This window comes from Candidatus Thermoplasmatota archaeon (assembly GCA_018814355.1).
Lineage (GTDB): Archaea > Thermoplasmatota > Thermoplasmata > UBA10834 > UBA10834 > COMBO-56-21.
Genome location: JAHIZT010000037.1, coordinates 39,243 through 53,720, shown reverse-complemented (window position 1 = coordinate 53,720; position 14,478 = coordinate 39,243). Strand labels below are relative to the sequence as shown.

Annotated in this window: 16 protein-coding genes; 7 read left to right on the top strand and 9 right to left on the bottom strand. The window is 54.9% G+C overall.

Features of this window, described 5'->3' with window-relative positions; genetic code table 11:
- Positions 1-24: 24 nt before the first annotated feature.
- The 5 genes from KJ653_02170 to KJ653_02150 all read left to right on the top strand — a co-directional run bounded on the left by KJ653_02170 (position 25) and on the right by KJ653_02150 (position 5,310).
- Positions 25-1,278, top strand: coding sequence for a 3-isopropylmalate dehydratase large subunit (locus tag KJ653_02170; GenBank protein MBU0684643.1), 1,254 nt, complete (start codon positions 25-27; stop codon positions 1,276-1,278).
- On the top strand, positions 1,275-1,772 hold the full coding sequence (locus tag KJ653_02165) for a 3-isopropylmalate dehydratase small subunit (protein MBU0684642.1): 498 nt from the start codon (positions 1,275-1,277) through the stop codon (positions 1,770-1,772). Before KJ653_02170 ends, KJ653_02165 begins: the two co-directional genes overlap by 4 nt.
- Positions 1,760-2,881: an isocitrate/isopropylmalate dehydrogenase family protein gene (locus KJ653_02160; GenBank protein ID MBU0684641.1), complete on the top strand. Its 1,122-nt coding sequence runs from the start codon at positions 1,760-1,762 to the stop codon at positions 2,879-2,881. The genes KJ653_02165 and KJ653_02160 overlap by 13 nt, the downstream gene beginning before the upstream one ends.
- Positions 2,882-3,169: 288 nt before the next feature.
- Positions 3,170-4,654 carry a hypothetical protein gene (locus KJ653_02155; protein MBU0684640.1) on the top strand — a complete coding sequence of 495 codons (1,485 nt, stop codon included), beginning with the start codon at positions 3,170-3,172 and terminating at the stop codon, positions 4,652-4,654.
- A 47-nt stretch (positions 4,655-4,701) separates the two neighbouring features.
- Entirely contained in the window at positions 4,702-5,310 is a 609-nt protein-coding gene (locus tag KJ653_02150) for a DUF2284 domain-containing protein (protein ID MBU0684639.1), read from the top strand.
- A gap of 3 nt (positions 5,311-5,313) precedes the next feature.
- Here KJ653_02150 and KJ653_02145 read toward each other — a convergent pair whose 3' ends face one another.
- The gene (locus KJ653_02145) at positions 5,314-5,802 is read right to left on the bottom strand and encodes an SRPBCC domain-containing protein (GenBank protein MBU0684638.1); all 489 of its coding nucleotides are present in this window, start codon (positions 5,800-5,802) and stop codon (positions 5,314-5,316) included.
- Positions 5,803-6,069: 267 nt separating this feature from the next.
- Between KJ653_02145 and KJ653_02140 the strand changes: the two genes are divergently transcribed.
- The gene (locus KJ653_02140; GenBank protein MBU0684637.1) at positions 6,070-6,447 is read left to right on the top strand and encodes a helix-turn-helix domain-containing protein; all 378 of its coding nucleotides are present in this window, start codon (positions 6,070-6,072) and stop codon (positions 6,445-6,447) included.
- A gap of 27 nt (positions 6,448-6,474) precedes the next feature.
- Here KJ653_02140 and KJ653_02135 read toward each other — a convergent pair whose 3' ends face one another.
- Together KJ653_02135 and KJ653_02130 are read right to left on the bottom strand one after the other, a co-directional pair.
- On the bottom strand, positions 6,475-6,858 hold the full coding sequence (locus KJ653_02135) for an ACT domain-containing protein (GenBank protein MBU0684636.1): 384 nt from the start codon (positions 6,856-6,858) through the stop codon (positions 6,475-6,477).
- A gap of 74 nt (positions 6,859-6,932) precedes the next feature.
- Positions 6,933-8,072 (bottom strand): CorA family divalent cation transporter, encoded by a 1,140-nt coding sequence (locus KJ653_02130; protein ID MBU0684635.1) that lies wholly within the window; start codon positions 8,070-8,072, stop codon positions 6,933-6,935.
- Between the two features lie 151 nt (positions 8,073-8,223).
- Here KJ653_02130 and KJ653_02125 point away from each other — a divergent pair, with 151 nt between their 5' ends.
- A complete protein-coding gene (locus tag KJ653_02125; GenBank protein ID MBU0684634.1) occupies positions 8,224-10,062 on the top strand; it encodes a hypothetical protein in 1,839 nt (612 codons plus the stop codon).
- 9 nt (positions 10,063-10,071) lie between these two features.
- Here the strand turns inward: KJ653_02125 and KJ653_02120 are convergent, their stop codons facing one another.
- From KJ653_02120 to KJ653_02095, 6 genes are all read right to left on the bottom strand, one after another.
- Positions 10,072-10,701: a radical SAM protein gene (locus KJ653_02120; GenBank protein ID MBU0684633.1), complete on the bottom strand. Its 630-nt coding sequence runs from the start codon at positions 10,699-10,701 to the stop codon at positions 10,072-10,074.
- Positions 10,701-11,384, bottom strand: a complete 684-nt coding sequence (queC, locus tag KJ653_02115) for a 7-cyano-7-deazaguanine synthase QueC (protein ID MBU0684632.1) — start codon at positions 11,382-11,384, stop codon at positions 10,701-10,703. Before queC ends, KJ653_02120 begins: the two co-directional genes overlap by 1 nt.
- A 17-nt stretch (positions 11,385-11,401) precedes the next feature.
- Positions 11,402-11,872 carry a 6-pyruvoyl tetrahydropterin synthase family protein gene (locus tag KJ653_02110; protein ID MBU0684631.1) on the bottom strand — a complete coding sequence of 157 codons (471 nt, stop codon included), beginning with the start codon at positions 11,870-11,872 and terminating at the stop codon, positions 11,402-11,404.
- A gap of 32 nt (positions 11,873-11,904) precedes the next feature.
- Positions 11,905-12,681 carry a methanogenesis marker protein Mmp4/MtxX gene (gene mtxX, locus KJ653_02105; GenBank protein ID MBU0684630.1) on the bottom strand — a complete coding sequence of 259 codons (777 nt, stop codon included), beginning with the start codon at positions 12,679-12,681 and terminating at the stop codon, positions 11,905-11,907.
- Between the two features lie 15 nt (positions 12,682-12,696).
- Entirely contained in the window at positions 12,697-13,692 is a 996-nt protein-coding gene (gene dph2, locus KJ653_02100; GenBank protein ID MBU0684629.1) for a diphthamide biosynthesis enzyme Dph2, read from the bottom strand.
- A gap of 121 nt (positions 13,693-13,813) precedes the next feature.
- Positions 13,814-14,329, bottom strand: coding sequence for a 50S ribosomal protein L16 (locus KJ653_02095; GenBank protein ID MBU0684628.1), 516 nt, complete (start codon positions 14,327-14,329; stop codon positions 13,814-13,816).
- Positions 14,330-14,478: the final 149 nt, after the last annotated feature.

The following is a 14,478-nucleotide window of genomic DNA, read 5'->3' as shown; positions in this document are numbered from 1 at the left end:
TCGGGACTTGACGGGGTGAATCAAGTGGGGAAGACCATAGCCGAGAAGGTGCTGTCCGCGAAGTCCGGGAAAGATGTCCATTCTGGAGAGATTGTCGAAGCCGAAGTAGACTATGTAATGGTCAATGACATAACTGGACCGGCCGCGTTCGATGAATTCGAAGGACTCTGCGCGCCGATTCTCCGGAAAAAGGTCGTTCTGATACCGGACCACTATGTCCCCAACAAGGACATCGCGTCGGCCAAACAGGCCAAGAAGATGCGGGACTTCGCGAAGAAACATCGCATCAAGAACTACTTCGAGGTAGGCTGCGGAGGCGTGTGCCATCAGCTCATGATCGAACAAGGCTTCGTGGCGCCTGGACGGCTGATCGTAGGAGCGGATTCTCACACCTGCTCGTACGGGGCGCTTGGTGCGTTCGCGACCGGAATCGGGAGCACCGAGGCTGCCACGGTCTTCGCCAGGGGGGTGCTCTGGTTCAAGGCGCCAGAGTCCATGAAGTTCACAATCGACGGGAAGCTTGGAAAGCACGTCTCCGGCAAGGACATCATACTCACGATCATCGGCGACATCGGAGTCGAAGGCGCCCGTTATGCGTCTATGGAGGTCCAGGGAGGTTCCATCTCATCACTTCCAGTCTCGGACAGGATCACGATATCCAACATGGGAATCGAGGCTGGGGCGAAGGCATGCATTGTCCCTCCTGATAAGAAGGTCGACGAGTATCTGAGAGGACGCGTGAAGGGCAAGTACAGAAGCGTGCTTGCGGACGAGGACGCAATGTACTCGGCCGTAAGAGAGTACGACGGTTCCGATATCGTTCCTGTAGTGGCGAAACCATACCTACCCAGCAACGTGGCGCCTGCGAGCGAAGTCACGGTCCAGATAGACCAGGCGTATCTTGGATCTTGCACCAATGGGCGAATCGAGGATCTCAGGATCGCCGCGAGAATCATGAAGGGCAAGAAGGTGCACAACGGAGTCAGGATGATCGTTGTACCGGCGACGAAAGAGGTGTTCGACCTCGCAATCAAGGAGGGGCTTGTCAAGGTCTTTTCGGACGCTGGAGCGTTCGTCTCCGGACCAACCTGCGGTGCGTGCCTTGGAGGCTATATGGGAGTCCTCGCGCCCGGCGAGAGGTGCGTGAGCAGCACCAACAGGAACTTCGTTGGAAGGATGGGAGACAAGGAATCGGAGGTCTACCTTGCGAGCCCAGCTGTCGTCGCTGCTAGCGCGATCAAGGGCCGAATCGCAGATCCGTCGGAGGTGGCCCGATGAACGATTCCTTCAAGGGGAAGGCTTGGGTCTTCGACCACAATGTGGACACGGATCAGATAATCCCTGCCAAGTACCTGGTCACAATGAACAATGCTGAGCTCGCGAAGCATGCGTTCGAGGATGCGCGGCCTCAGTTCGTGAAAAGAGTCAATCGAGGAGACGTCCTGGTCGCGGGAAGGAACTTCGGCTGTGGATCCAGCAGGGAGCATGCCCCGAGGGCGCTCATCGGTGTCGGGATATCCTGCGTCGTCGCCGAATCGTTCGCCAGAATCTTCTTCAGGAACGCTATCAACATAGGCTTGCCAGTCATAGAGGCATCAATCCATGCCTCGGATGGAGACATCATCGCTGTGGACCTGAAGAACGGGTCCGTGGACAACCTCACCACTGGAAACAGTGCTGTGTTCGCGAAGTACCCACCCTTCGTCATGATGCTAATAGAGAAGGGTGGCCTGGTCCCGTACACGAAGGAGATGTTGGGTTGCAGAGAATAGGGGTCATCCCGGGCGACGGCGTCGGCCCGGAAGTGATCGGGGAGGCGAGGAAAGTCCTGGACGCTGTGTCTGAGAAGAGGCGCCTCGATCTCGAGTTCGAGGAGTTCCCGCTGGGCGCAGGCCACTATCTCAAGACCGGGGAGATCCTTTCGGATGAAACCATCCAGAGGCTCTCGAGGAAGGACGCGATCCTTCTCGGCGCCATGGGCGACCCGAGGGTCAGACCAGGTATCCTGGAGAAAGGGATCCTTCTCCGGCTCAGGTTCCACTTCGACCAGTATGTCAACCTAAGACCAATCAAACTGCTCGAGGGGGTACCATCACCTCTCGCAAATCAGAAGCAGAGAATCGACATCCAATTCGTCCGCGAGAACACCGAGGATTTCTACGTCGGCATAGGAGGAAGAGTCCAGAAGGGATTGTCCAAGACCTCGCTGTCAATGATCAGGCGGGCGTACGAGGCCAGGTTCGATGTTGGCATCGACCTGAAGGACGAGGAAGAGCTCGCGTTCCAGATAGGTGTAATCACTGGGCAGGGCGCCAGGAGGATCATGGAGTACGCATTCCAGCTGGCGAAGAGCAAGGGATTCAACCTCGTGACCTCCGTCGACAAGGCGAATGTCCTGACAGAGATCTATGGCCTGTGGCGAGAGGCCGCAGATGAGGCATCGAAGAAACATGGCATCGACAAGGAGTTCCAGTACGTCGATGCCGTTGCTCTCCACATGGTGAGGAACCCAGAAAGGTTCAAGCTCATAGTCGCGCCCAATCTGTTCGGCGACATATTGACGGACCTCGGTGCCGCACTCCAGGGAGGGCTCGGGTTTGCGCCCTCGGGGAACATAAACCCCTCGGGTGTGAGCATGTTCGAGCCCGTGCATGGTTCAGCCCCTGACATAGCGGGAAAACAAATGGCCAACCCGGTCGGCGCCATACTGGCATCTGGTCTGATGCTTGAGACGCTCGGCCATAAGGAGGCCGCGAAGGATGTCGAGACGGCCGTTCAGACCGTGCTCAAGACCGGGAAGTTCAAGACCCCGGACATCGGTGGGAAGACACCTACGTCCAAGGTCGGGAATGCAGTCGCGGACGTTGTCGCCTCAGGTTGATCTCGGCTCGTCGTTCAGTTCATTGGCGACCAGCATCAACCCGGTAGCTTCGCGTCGATCTGGCAGGCTCCAATCAACCCAACGGCTGAGCTACAGGCCGCACATGCTATGATGAGTACCAAGGTCACACGGACTGGGTTGGCCGTTGCTCTTGGATCTGATTCGATCAATGCTGGGATGAGGGACGGAGCAAAGAAAGCACATGCAGACATCCAAGTCGCTTTTTGAGCATAGTTATAAGTAGACATAAAGTGATTTGAACCAAATAGGGACAGCCGGGTGGATGGGATGACTCAGCAAATTACACCTCTTCAGAAAGAGAAGACAATAGAGATCGGTGAGTTCTTGACGAACAACGTCTCGAGAGCGGTCGTATACGCTCTGCTGCACAAGCAGCCGCTCACAAGACGGGAGATTGAGAAGAGCCCGCTGACAGATTCCATGAGGAGATTGTCTCTGAGCGCTCAGACAAGACAGTTGAAAGACAAGAGCAGCGTCCAGATGCGGACCCTCCTCGGTAAGGGAGTTGATTGCGGAGTCCTCATCCCAATTAACTCAAAGAGACAGAACTACTACTTCCTCAACTCGGATCTCAGGATCGAACCGGCGCCAATTAGGGAACCATTCGAGAAGACGGAAGATGTCGCCCTGATCGCCTATCTGGACAGATCATACTCTCACACCCCCGGGCAGGCAGTCCTGCCTGGCTGGGGGACGGCGGCGGACCACACCATCTTGCCGGTGCCTTACATCGACACCCCGAAATCGCTTGTTTTGTGGCTCAGCTGGCTAATCACTCCTACAAGGAGGGAGATCCTGAGTCACATCGGCGTGGAGGGCTCCACGAGCAGGCCCAAGCTGAGGTCTGAACTCGGCTTCTGGGCCGACAGGATCGTAGCTAAGGAGGGCATTCCTGCCGGGGTGCTCGAGAAGGACAAGGAGCTGATCAGGTATCAGTTCTCCACTTTCTCGTTCTCGAAACTTAAGTTGACGAAAGAGGAACCAGGCAAGAAGAAGTCTTGGATGAGCTTTCCGCCCTCTTTCTGGATGACGCGCACATACGAACCGCTAAGATGCGTCATGGGAATCTCGCGCTACCTGGGCGACAAGAAACCTGACGCATCTCCGGCCTCCATCCTGGAGCAGGTCGCAAAGGAGAACCCGACGATCGTGGAGAAGAACAGGAAGGACTTCCTGGAGATCAACTTCCTGGAGAGGATGAGCTTCTATGCGGTCTACCACTCCTCGGGCGATCCAGCAGTCAAGATATCAGCCGACTCACTGGTTCCCGAGAAGGTGATATTCAACGCGCCTGAGCACCCGCTCCTCTGGATATCAAGGACGGATGAAGACCACGCTGGTGCGAGGCTGGATTTCAAACACGAAGCGGCCTTGATGCTTCTCTCGAAGAAGAGCAAGGAAGAGCAGATAGTGTTCCTAGAGAAGATGCTGAAGGACCTCGCATTCGAGAGGATAGGGAACATCCTCGATGAGCACGAGAAGCGCCTCGGCAAGGATCTGGTCAACCTAAGAGCGCAGTCATTCGGGCTCGGCACTGAATCGATAGCAGCAGTGGCCGGCCTGGAGCTCACTAGAGAAGAGATACTCACAGAGAAGAATTACTTCGAGAAGTTCATGGACATCCTCGTACCAGGCTCGATCCCGAAGAAGAAGAGGATGGAGACCGAGGAGCTTCTTGCAGCTATCAGCGGGCCAGCAGAGCAACCAGCAAAAGAAGAGGCATCCGAGGACAAGCCCAAGGAAACTGAATGAGTTGTAGTCCAGAGCGACCACTCTGACCTGATGGATGGTGATGGCTGTTGAGGAAGGCAGACCGAGAATTGGACCGTCTTGTCAGAATCGTGAGGGACCGCGGAGCCACGAATGCCAAGATCATTCCATCGAAGGACATAGTGGTGGACAGGAGAGTGAGATTGAAGTGCATGGTCCCAATCTGCGAGAACTTCGGCAAACACTTGCTCTGTCCCCCAAACCTCATGTCAGTCGAGGAATTCCAGGATGCCTTGAGTCGGTACAAGCGCGCGCTCTTGATCCAGCTGGAATCTGAGATTGATTCAACTGACAAATCCAAGAAGCCCCTTGGAAAGGACCTTATCAAGGAGTTGAAGAGCGGGACTAGCACCGACAGATGTGAGCTTCGCCTTCATGAAATTGTCAATCGAGCTGAGGCTGCGGCGTTCAAAGAGGGTTGCTACCTGGCAGCTGGCTTCATTGGAAGTGAATGCCTGCTCTGCCAGGAGTGCGTATCACAGAAAGGAACCCGACCGTGTAGGCACCCGTTTGAAGCCAGACCATCGATGCAAGCAATGGGGATAGACGTGATCAAGACCTGCGAGAAGGCGGGAATACCGGTCAAGTTGTCATCGAAAGCGAAGGTCAGGTGGACCGGACTAGTCCTCCTCGACTAGCGATTACTTTCTTTGTTTGCGAGGCCTGTAGGGATCTCTCCAATCCAACGGGCCGTGCGGGAACGAGTACTTCAGACGAGCAAGGACCAAGTCCCACGCACGATCGAAGTACTTGTAAGCCGCATTCCAATCGCCGCCTTCTTTCCAACCGAGATGCGAGAGCGTGACTCGTACCTTCTTCCTGCCAACCTCATCCAGCTGCACCACAACCCAGCTCTTCTCCTTTCGGATCTCCGAGAACTCCGGAGGGGCCCTCCATTCGAAGGAAAGCATCTCTTCCGGGACATAGCTGAGGATCTTAAGGTCCTCAGCTCCTCGGGACCCAGGTTGGGCGTCTGGATCGAAGAGTATCTCGTATTCTCCGCCCATGTTCAGCAATATCCTGGCCTTGGGTGCAAGAAACGTCTCCGCGCCCTTGGACGTAGTCCAAGACCTCCAGACATCGCTCAGGCTTGCATTGACAACAACGGATTTCCGAAGGATGCGTTCCACATAGGGATAGACAAACGTATGGTGAACGAATAGACTTGGTTTTTCCGGGACAAGGGAGGTCGACAATAGGCCGCATCTTGGCAGCTATCCTTTGCATGGGACACATTAGTATCGCTGACATAAAGGTTCAGGTGTATGGATTCACAAGGCCAGTGAGATGTGCGAAGGTATATTATGATTGAAGACTTTAACAACCTCTAAGTTGACCAATAAGGAAACATAAGCGTACATTAGCACATACTAATACATGACTTATGGATGTAGAGCATGCTCACTCCGAGAGAGATGGAGATACTAGATGTCCTCCGCAAGGGCATCCATTCGCCAACGTTGCTGGCCGCTGAGCTTGGAATCACCCAATCGGGCGCCACCCAGGCATTGCAGAAGCTTGAGAAGAAAGCCGCAGTGACCAGAACGAAGATCGGGAGGAACGTCTTCTACCGTCCAATCGAGGATGAGAAACCGGAAACTCCAAAGGAGTCCGATGAGGACATCGAATTGATAATGGAGTCATACCACGCGCTCTCAAAGATCTGGTCACATCTCCTTAGGCTAGACCTTACTCACGAGGAACTGGCAAAAGTGAGAGATGCCCGGAACATCCTAGAGGAGATCCTGGTCAGACGAGTAAAGAGCTTGGATTGACGAGGCAGTTCCCCAGGAACAGAAACCTCATTTCAGGGCATTCTCAGCCTTCTGGATGTTGTCGACTGTGAAAGCGATGTCGGTCGTGCCACCATCCTTTCCAATGATGTAGATCGAGTCAACATTGACCATCGCCTTGGCGAGCTTCCTGGCAATCTTCCCCAGTTCCCCCGGCCTGTCGGTCATCTTGACGGCTATGACGTCCCTCAGGTCGTAGGAGAGCCCTGAGCGCACCAGCGTCGACTTTGCAGTCGTCTCATCGTCTGTGACGATGCGTATCATAGGCCGGGCGTTGCCACGCTCACTCGCGATTGCCTTGATGTTCACTCCGTGGTTGCCGAGCATTTCACAGACCTTTGCCAGCTCTCCTGGCTTGTTCTGGACGTAGACATCGAATTCCTTCAAAGTCACACACTCTACTCCCCTATGAAGGGACTAGAATAAAAAGAGTTTCGATGTGTGGTTCGGGCCAGCTACCTGCAAGACTACTCCTGGCTTCTGGGCAGCTGTACCCAGCGCTTGACCCACCAGTACGCAAGGAATGTGGAGCCGACCGTGGCGAACGCCAACACGGAGAGCGTCCATATCTGCCACCTCCCTTCTAGGTTGAACACGTAACCGAATATTGTTGCTAGCGTGTTGGGAACGAGCACAGCGGTGCCCAGAACCGTCAGCCAGGTTATTGTCAGCGCCATCCTGTTGTTCAGGATCTGGAGCTGATTGTTGTACAAGGCCTGAAGCACTTCCAGCCCAGAAGCGAGCACCTCAGACATGTGCTCGCTCAAGGATATCTGTCTGTTGAGATCTTCGACCAATAGCGTGATCTGAGCCAGGGTCTTGGGATTGTCTGAGACCAGGGCGGCATCACCGTATCTCAATGAGTGAAGGACATCCAAGGTCCGCCAGAGAGTGTTCAGGTACGTGATCAGAGTGTGCTTGAGTTCGTAGATCTTCTTCCCGATCTCCAACCTTGGGGTGGCAGGATCAAGGAGAAGCTGGCTCATGCCGTCCCCTTGCTCCTCAATCTCCCTAAGGTACTCGAAGTTCCTCGAATTGTTTTCGTCCAGTATCCGGACGAGCATCCTTGTGAGCTTGTCCTCGAGGGGCATGCTCTCTGGCAGCTTCCTCATGTAGACGTCGGCATACCTGGAGAACTGGACGAGTCTTATGACCTCCTGGCTGTGTATCGTCACTATGAGATCTTTCCTGACCAATATCAGGAGGGGGTACGATTTGAGATCGAGTTTCTGAATCTTCACAACTGGGACCATTATGCCGATCTCAGTCTCTCTGTCAACGTAGTCCGCGTGGTAACCCTTGAGCACCTCGGGCACCAAAGATGCACTGAACCCCAGCATGGTCGCTATCTCAGAGCCATCCTTGCCGAGGTCCGTGACAGTGAAGTTAATCCAGGCGAGGGTCGACTTCTGGAGCGTGGAAATGAACTCGGTCGGGGAGTCCCCGAGGACCCTGACCGGTTTTCCGGAATGTGGAAGGGCAACGCACACGGCTCGCGGAGATTTGAGATCACAGCTCTCTGCGGTCTTGTTGGGCACTGATCTTGCCGCTGACTCTTGAATCGGCGGCTGGTCCTTCACAGCCAGCTTCCTCTCCCTCTGCTCCATTGGGGTCCCTCCTATTCCTACATCTCTGTTCTATCCTGACCCGTATGAACCAGTCGACCTTATTATTTCGCGGTGGGCCTAGGATGACAAGCCATTGGCCATTCTGTGCACCCTTTTAATACTCTTCCATCCATTTCGACGGCGATGTCCCATGAGGGTACTCCTCATACATGCTGACAAGTTCGAATACGAGATCAAAGAACCCACCAAAATGGCTGAGCCGCTGCCTGAGAATCACCCGAAAGTGCATTCGTTCAAGGAAGTACTGGTGGCGTTCTCCACAATCGAGTCTTCAGACAATGACATGGTCGCAATAGCGGAGGCTGCGGCCGCGGATTTCCAGGACGTGTTCACAAAGGTCAGAGCAGAGAGGATGGTTCTCTATCCGTATGCCCACTTGAGTCGGAGCCTTGCATCCCCCAAATTGGCAGTTGACGTGCTGAAGGCGACAGAGGAGGCGATCAAGGCAAAGGGAATCGAGGTCCACAGGTCGCCCTTCGGATGGTACAAGGGTTTCGAAATCAAGTGCAAGGGGCACCCACTCTCCGAGCTATCCAGGGAGTTCACAGCGGAAAAGAAGATGACCAGGGAGGAAGTCGTGGAGAAGATCTCCCACGATTTCTACATACTGACTCCCGAGGGTGAGGAATACCCCATTGACATGGGGGACATCGACTCCCTTGCGGTCCTGGAGAAGTATCCGTCGCTAAAGACTTTCATATTCTCAGAGGAGATTGGACGTGGCAAAGGCAAAGAGCCACCATCGATCAAGGCCATGCAGAAACTGGAGCTGGTGGATTACGAGGAGGCCAGCGACAGAGGGCATTTCAGGATGTTCCCGAAGGGACATCTGGTCTTCAGCCTTCTTGAGGCTTGGGCGCAGGCAATAGCGGTGGACCGGATTGGCGCCATCCAGATAGACACGCCGATCTTGTACGACTGGTCATTCCCGGACATCAGGAGCCAGGGAATGTCCTTCCACGAGAGACACTACACACTCAAGACTGAAGAGAACCGCGAATTTGTCTTGCGCTTCGCTGGGGATTTCGGACTGTTCAGGATGATGAAGGGGGCGACGCTCAGCTACAGGAATCTGCCCCTCAGGGTTTACGAGTTCTCTAAGAGCTTCAGGCTAGAACAGCGCGGTGAGCTGACTGGACTGAAGAGACTGAGAGCTTTCCACATGCCCGACGTCCACTGCTTCACAAAGGACATCGAGGACGGCTGGAAGGAGTACATGATGCTCTACAGGAACTACTCCGATCTTGCGGACGCCACAGGCGTCGAGTATGCAGTCGCATTCAGGATTGTGAAGGAGTTCTACAACAAGTACAAGAGCAACCTCATTGAGCTTCTAAGATACTCGAAGAGACCCGCGCTCATTGAGGTCCTGTCCGAGATGAAGCATTACTGGGCGGTGAAGCACGAGTTCCAGGGGATCGACTCGGTTGGAGGTGCTGTGCAGCTCAGTACTGTACAGCTTGACGTCGATGATGCAGAGAGATATGGGATAGTCTACACCTACACCGACGGCAAGAAGAAAGGATGCATCATCTGCCACTCATCCATAGGATCGATAGAGAGGTGGATTTACGTCCTTCTCGAGGAGGCGCTCAAACACGACAAACCTGCGCTCCCGTTCTGGCTCTCTCCGACTCAGATTAGGATGATACCGGTGGGCCAGGAGTTCGTGGAAGACTGCCTCAAGATAGCGGACGGGGTGGATGCCAGAGTCGACGTCGACGACATGGACGACAAGGTGGGCAAGAAGATCCGAAACGCCGAGATGGAGTGGATCAACATGATCATCGTCGTCGGCGAGAAAGAGAAGGGCTCAGGCAAGTTGCCTGTGAGGATGCGCAGCGGGGAGCAGATTCTCATGACCTTGGAGCAGCTGAATGAGGAGATTGCGAAGCTCTCGAAGGGATATCCAAAGGCAAGGTTGCCCTTGCCCAAACTTCTGTCCAAGCGGCCGGCGTTCAGAGGATGAGCAATTCGGTCAGCGGTTGTCCTCGTCTCCCCAAATGAACTTGTGCAGTTGTGGCAGGACACGGACGTTCAGGCCCTGCTTCAGGACCTTCTCCGCAAGCGCCTTCAGATCTTTCCCCCCCACGGGCGTGAGGATGATCTCGCACTTTGGCGAGTGCTTCTCGATCATTTCTTTTGCATACTCGTAGTCCGTGTCATCGGAGATTATGAACTTGAGCTGGTCCGTAGGGCCGAGTAGTTCGATGTTCTCGAAGAGCATCTTGTCGGCTTCACCCGAGGACGGGCACTTGATGTCCATGCTTATGGTCAGGTTCTCGAAGCATGGCATATCGTCCAATGGCATTGCCCCATTCGTCTCAAGTACGACCTGGTATCCTTCGTCGAGCAACCTCTTGAGCAGCTTCGGCGCATCCTTCTGAGCAAGAGGCTCGCCTCCCGTGAGGCACACATGAGCACACTTGAGCTTCGCGATCCTGCCCATCACTTCGTCTATGGTCATCTGCTCGCCCTTGTCGAAAGCCTGGGGTGTGTCGCAGTAGGTGCATCTTAGCGGACATCCAGACATTCTGACGAATGCCGTCGGAGCTCCTATGGTCAGGCCCTCTCCCTGGAGGGACTTGAATATCGAGTATATCTTCATCACTTCACCTCGTATTCGAGCGGATCCTTGACGCCAGCGGCTTCGAACCCCTCAAGCCGCAAACGGCACGAATCGCACTCGCCGCACGCCTTTGCGCCTCCCCTGTAGCAGCTCCAAGTGAGCCCCAGAGGCACTCTTAGCCGGATCGCATCTCTGACGATCTGGGACTTCGACTTTCTGAGGAGCGGCGCTTCAATCTTGATACCATGTCCGTCTCTTCCAGCCTTGGTTCCCACATCAAGCATCTTCTGGAAGGCGTCCATGAACTCCGGCGTGCAATCTGGGTACCCGCTAAAGTCGATTGCGTTGGCCGCGATGAAAACGGAGGCCGCGCCTCTGCTCTCGGCGATCGATGAAGCGATACTGAGGAAAACGATATTCCTTGCTGGGACGTATGTGCTGGGAATCTCTGCACCAATCTCCGCTTTGCTCCGCCCGGAAGGTATCGAGATCGAATCCTGGGTCAAGGAACTGTTCAGATATCGACCGAGATCTAGCGGCACAACGATGTGTTCCTTCGCGCCATAATGCTTGGCGATTCTTGTCGCGGAGTCAAGCTCTCTCCGATGCTTCTGTCCGTAGTCGAAGGTCAGGGCGACTACCTCGAATCCTCGCTCAAGTGCCATCGCAAGGACCGTCGATGAATCCAAACCGCCAGAAAGAAGGACGACCGCCTCTGCCATGTGTATGCACCATCGGCCTAGAGATCGGCGCCTGTCCAAGCTCCCTGGCCTCTGCCCTCGTCCACGCCGATCTCGATCCGCGTGACGTTCTTGGGGAACTTGACCTTGTCCAGCATCCTCTGAAGCACAAAATTGGCAAGCGTCTCCGCTGAAGCGACCTTGATCTCGAGCAGTATGCAGTCCGATCTCGGCAATCTGAGCTCCTTGTCGCCGAGCTTGTACTCAACATAATCCTTTCCCACTCGCACACCCTTGTCCTTGGCCGGAATCAGGACACGGTGATCCAGCTCATTGGCCACCTCTCTGAGGAACTCCTTCACGCTAATGAAGTCCATTATCACACCGTCGGGACCCATTTCGCCCTCGATGCTGGCGTTAATCGCGTAGTCGTGTCCGTGAAGCCTGCCACACTTGGAGTGGCCCGGAATGATGTGCGTCGCGGAGAATGTTATCTTTGAAGTCCAGCCATTGATCTGCAGCCTCATCATCCAAGGGATAAGACAAGGTCACTATAATAGTTTCAGGGGCGATTGACGGTCTTGCTCCTTGTCTCAACCAACCCCGCAGCCAACAAGACCGAATCCGAGAAGTCCGACTTCGATCGCGAAGTGTCGACGAAGACCCTCGAAAGGTTCACCACCGGAGCGCCATAGGCTTTGCACCCACCTACGAAATGGAGGGTCCTGAAAATCAGGTTTCCCGAGACTCCATCCGGAGCTATCACCAGATCCGAGTCCCTGACGGCATCCTCGACCAGGATCGCGTACTGTTCTGCTGCATGTCCTTTCGCCCTCAGGGAGTCGACTATTCTGTCACCGTCCTCGATGCTCGTTCTGATATCCGACCCTCTTCCGGAGTCCTCCGTTCGGCCCTTTGAAAGCACCCCGCATTTCATCGACCAGCCTGATGATGAGAAGTACGTAACCGATGCTAGGGCCAGCGCTATCCTCGACTGTCTGTCAGTCCCTTCATCGATCCCGACCGGGGTTAGCAGGAACTGCTTCCCATTGGCATCTTCGAGGACCGCCGTGCGCATGATCTCTCTCACGCCGAACGAGGCTTTCAGCTCCTGGATGGTTCTCGAGGAGCCAAGAGTCCCTCTAACGGCCGCATCTATGTCGCCGTCCCGCAACGACATCACCAGCTCATGCGAGTCGTTGAACCGCTTCAGGCGAACCTTGCATCCGAGGGACGAGAGCTTCTGCTGGGTGAGTGACAACTGTGCCTCTTGAAGCCCTATGCCGACTGCGATCCTGGAGCGACAACCGACAGATAGCAGGGCGTTCACATCTATCATTCCGAACCGCCACCCTCAGAGCTCATCCTCGGTCATCTGGTCAAATGAGTAATTCTCCCACTTCCTAACACCAAGCACTATCTCCAGCTCCTGGGGGGTCAGTAGGGGCCTGTCATAAATAGCCATGTCATCTATCGCGATTCTCGGGCATGCGGTCGAGACGTACGCGTCGAACCCGAGCGACTTCAGCTTCTCCGGGTCGAACTTGTCCATGAGGATAAGAGCGGCATCCTTCTTCTTCCATCTAAGCAGTTTCCGCAGCTCCTTTGCCCGCCTCATCCTCCTCTGCCCAATCTTCTCTCCCACGATTATCCCGAAGGTCCGGGCCTTCTCGGCCTTCTCTATCACGGCATGTCTCTGCCTGAGTATTTTGTCCATGGCCTGATCTATCTCCCTAGGTTCCTCCAAGTTGGGGTCGAGCACTACGACCTTCTTGCCCGTGGCAAGGTGCACGCCCAGTGCGTGGAAAGTTCCGCTGCCTATGAGAAGATAGCTCCCCACGTTCTTCGCGACAGAAATCGCGGATGTGTAGTTGCATCCAAGGACCTCGCCGGCATGGGATATCCTGCTGTCCCCCTCGCCTATCCTGGTCTTGATGCCCATGCTCTCAAGACCATCGATGACATCATCGAGCTCTGTCAAATGCTGCGATGTAGCGAGCACTCCGACAGGTTCCTGGAGCATCCCGACAGACTTCTTCAACTGATCGCCAAGCGGCACTTTGGAACGCGCGGGGACGAATATGAGAGGTTTGGAGAACTTCAAACAGGGGATGGGTGAATGGCCGACATTGACAATAGCATCCACCATGTCGAACAGCGAGCTCGGGACATCACAAGCCCCGAAGCACGGTTCTGCGACAACCAGGACTTCAGCCCCGGACTTGTTCTCGAGGTCCTCAGCAAGCTGATAGGCGCGCTTCTTGAGTCCTTCAGGCACCTGAAGAGCCACTATCCTCGCCTTCAGCCGCTTGATTTCGGATATCGCGCTGGTGAGATCTATGTCGTACATTCTCCAAAGGCCAACCTTGCGCTCCCCGGCATCCTAGGTGTGACACCGTTCAGCGGGGCTATAAGAGTAAAGAGAACAATGATAAAGAACGTTGTGCGGCACCTAGGGGTCCAAAGTCGTCTCAAGCGGCGGTCGGTCGGCCGCGCTCGATCTCGATGTAGCACGGGGACGGCAACTTGATAGATGCCCTCTTCAATGCCATCTTGGCATCAGCGAAATAAGCCTGCGTAGTCTCGATGGAGATGACCTCTTGGTCGTGGCTCACCCTGGCGGCAGTTCCGATGGCCTTGCCGAATGCATGTCTCATTCCACTCGATATGCGGTCTGCACCAGCGCCCGTGGCGATCTTATTCTCCCTTAGAACATTGTGCGGATAGACGCGGATCTTGAGGTGATACGAATTCTGAGGGATCTTCTTGGCTAGATATCTATTGGCCGATATGCGTGCGGACTCTAGAGCAATGTGCCGGATCTGGCACTGCTCAACGACTCGGAGCGTCATGCGTACTGCGTAGTCCCCCTTCTGGCCGTGCTCGAATTGGGTAATCCGACTTGCAGGGACTCCACCCATGTACTCCCTTCGGGAGTAGGCCTGCCCCTTGATCTCCCTGTACATGCTTCCAGGTTTGCGGGACATATGAACACCAGAGGTACCTATCTCAGGTTTGCGGAGATAATTGTGGCTGTATTTAAACCTCACTGAGGAGCGCTAGGCGTTGGTTTCCGAGCTGGCCATGCACCAACCTCCCGCCAATCATTATCTACGCTCAGCATGATTAGGACAAA

Excerpts from the sequence above, each read along its gene's own strand:
- queC (MBU0684632.1), bottom strand. The coding sequence starts at position 11,384 with ATGGCAGAGGCGGTCGTCCTTCTTTCTGGCGGTTTGGATTCATCGACG.
- KJ653_02120 (MBU0684633.1), bottom strand. The coding sequence starts at position 10,701 with ATGAAGATATACTCGATATTCAAGTCCCTCCAGGGAGAGGGCCTGACC.
- KJ653_02140 (MBU0684637.1), top strand. The coding sequence starts at position 6,070 with ATGCTCACTCCGAGAGAGATGGAGATACTAGATGTCCTCCGCAAGGGC.
- KJ653_02155 (MBU0684640.1), top strand. The coding sequence starts at position 3,170 with ATGACTCAGCAAATTACACCTCTTCAGAAAGAGAAGACAATAGAGATC.
- KJ653_02110 (MBU0684631.1), bottom strand. The coding sequence starts at position 11,872 with ATGATGAGGCTGCAGATCAATGGCTGGACTTCAAAGATAACATTCTCC.
- KJ653_02130 (MBU0684635.1), bottom strand. The coding sequence starts at position 8,072 with ATGGAGCAGAGGGAGAGGAAGCTGGCTGTGAAGGACCAGCCGCCGATT.
- dph2 (MBU0684629.1), bottom strand. The coding sequence starts at position 13,692 with ATGTACGACATAGATCTCACCAGCGCGATATCCGAAATCAAGCGGCTG.
- KJ653_02095 (MBU0684628.1), bottom strand. The coding sequence starts at position 14,329 with ATGTCCCGCAAACCTGGAAGCATGTACAGGGAGATCAAGGGGCAGGCC.
- mtxX (MBU0684630.1), bottom strand. The coding sequence starts at position 12,681 with ATGATAGATGTGAACGCCCTGCTATCTGTCGGTTGTCGCTCCAGGATC.
- KJ653_02165 (MBU0684642.1), top strand. The coding sequence starts at position 1,275 with ATGAACGATTCCTTCAAGGGGAAGGCTTGGGTCTTCGACCACAATGTG.
- KJ653_02125 (MBU0684634.1), top strand. The coding sequence starts at position 8,224 with ATGAGGGTACTCCTCATACATGCTGACAAGTTCGAATACGAGATCAAA.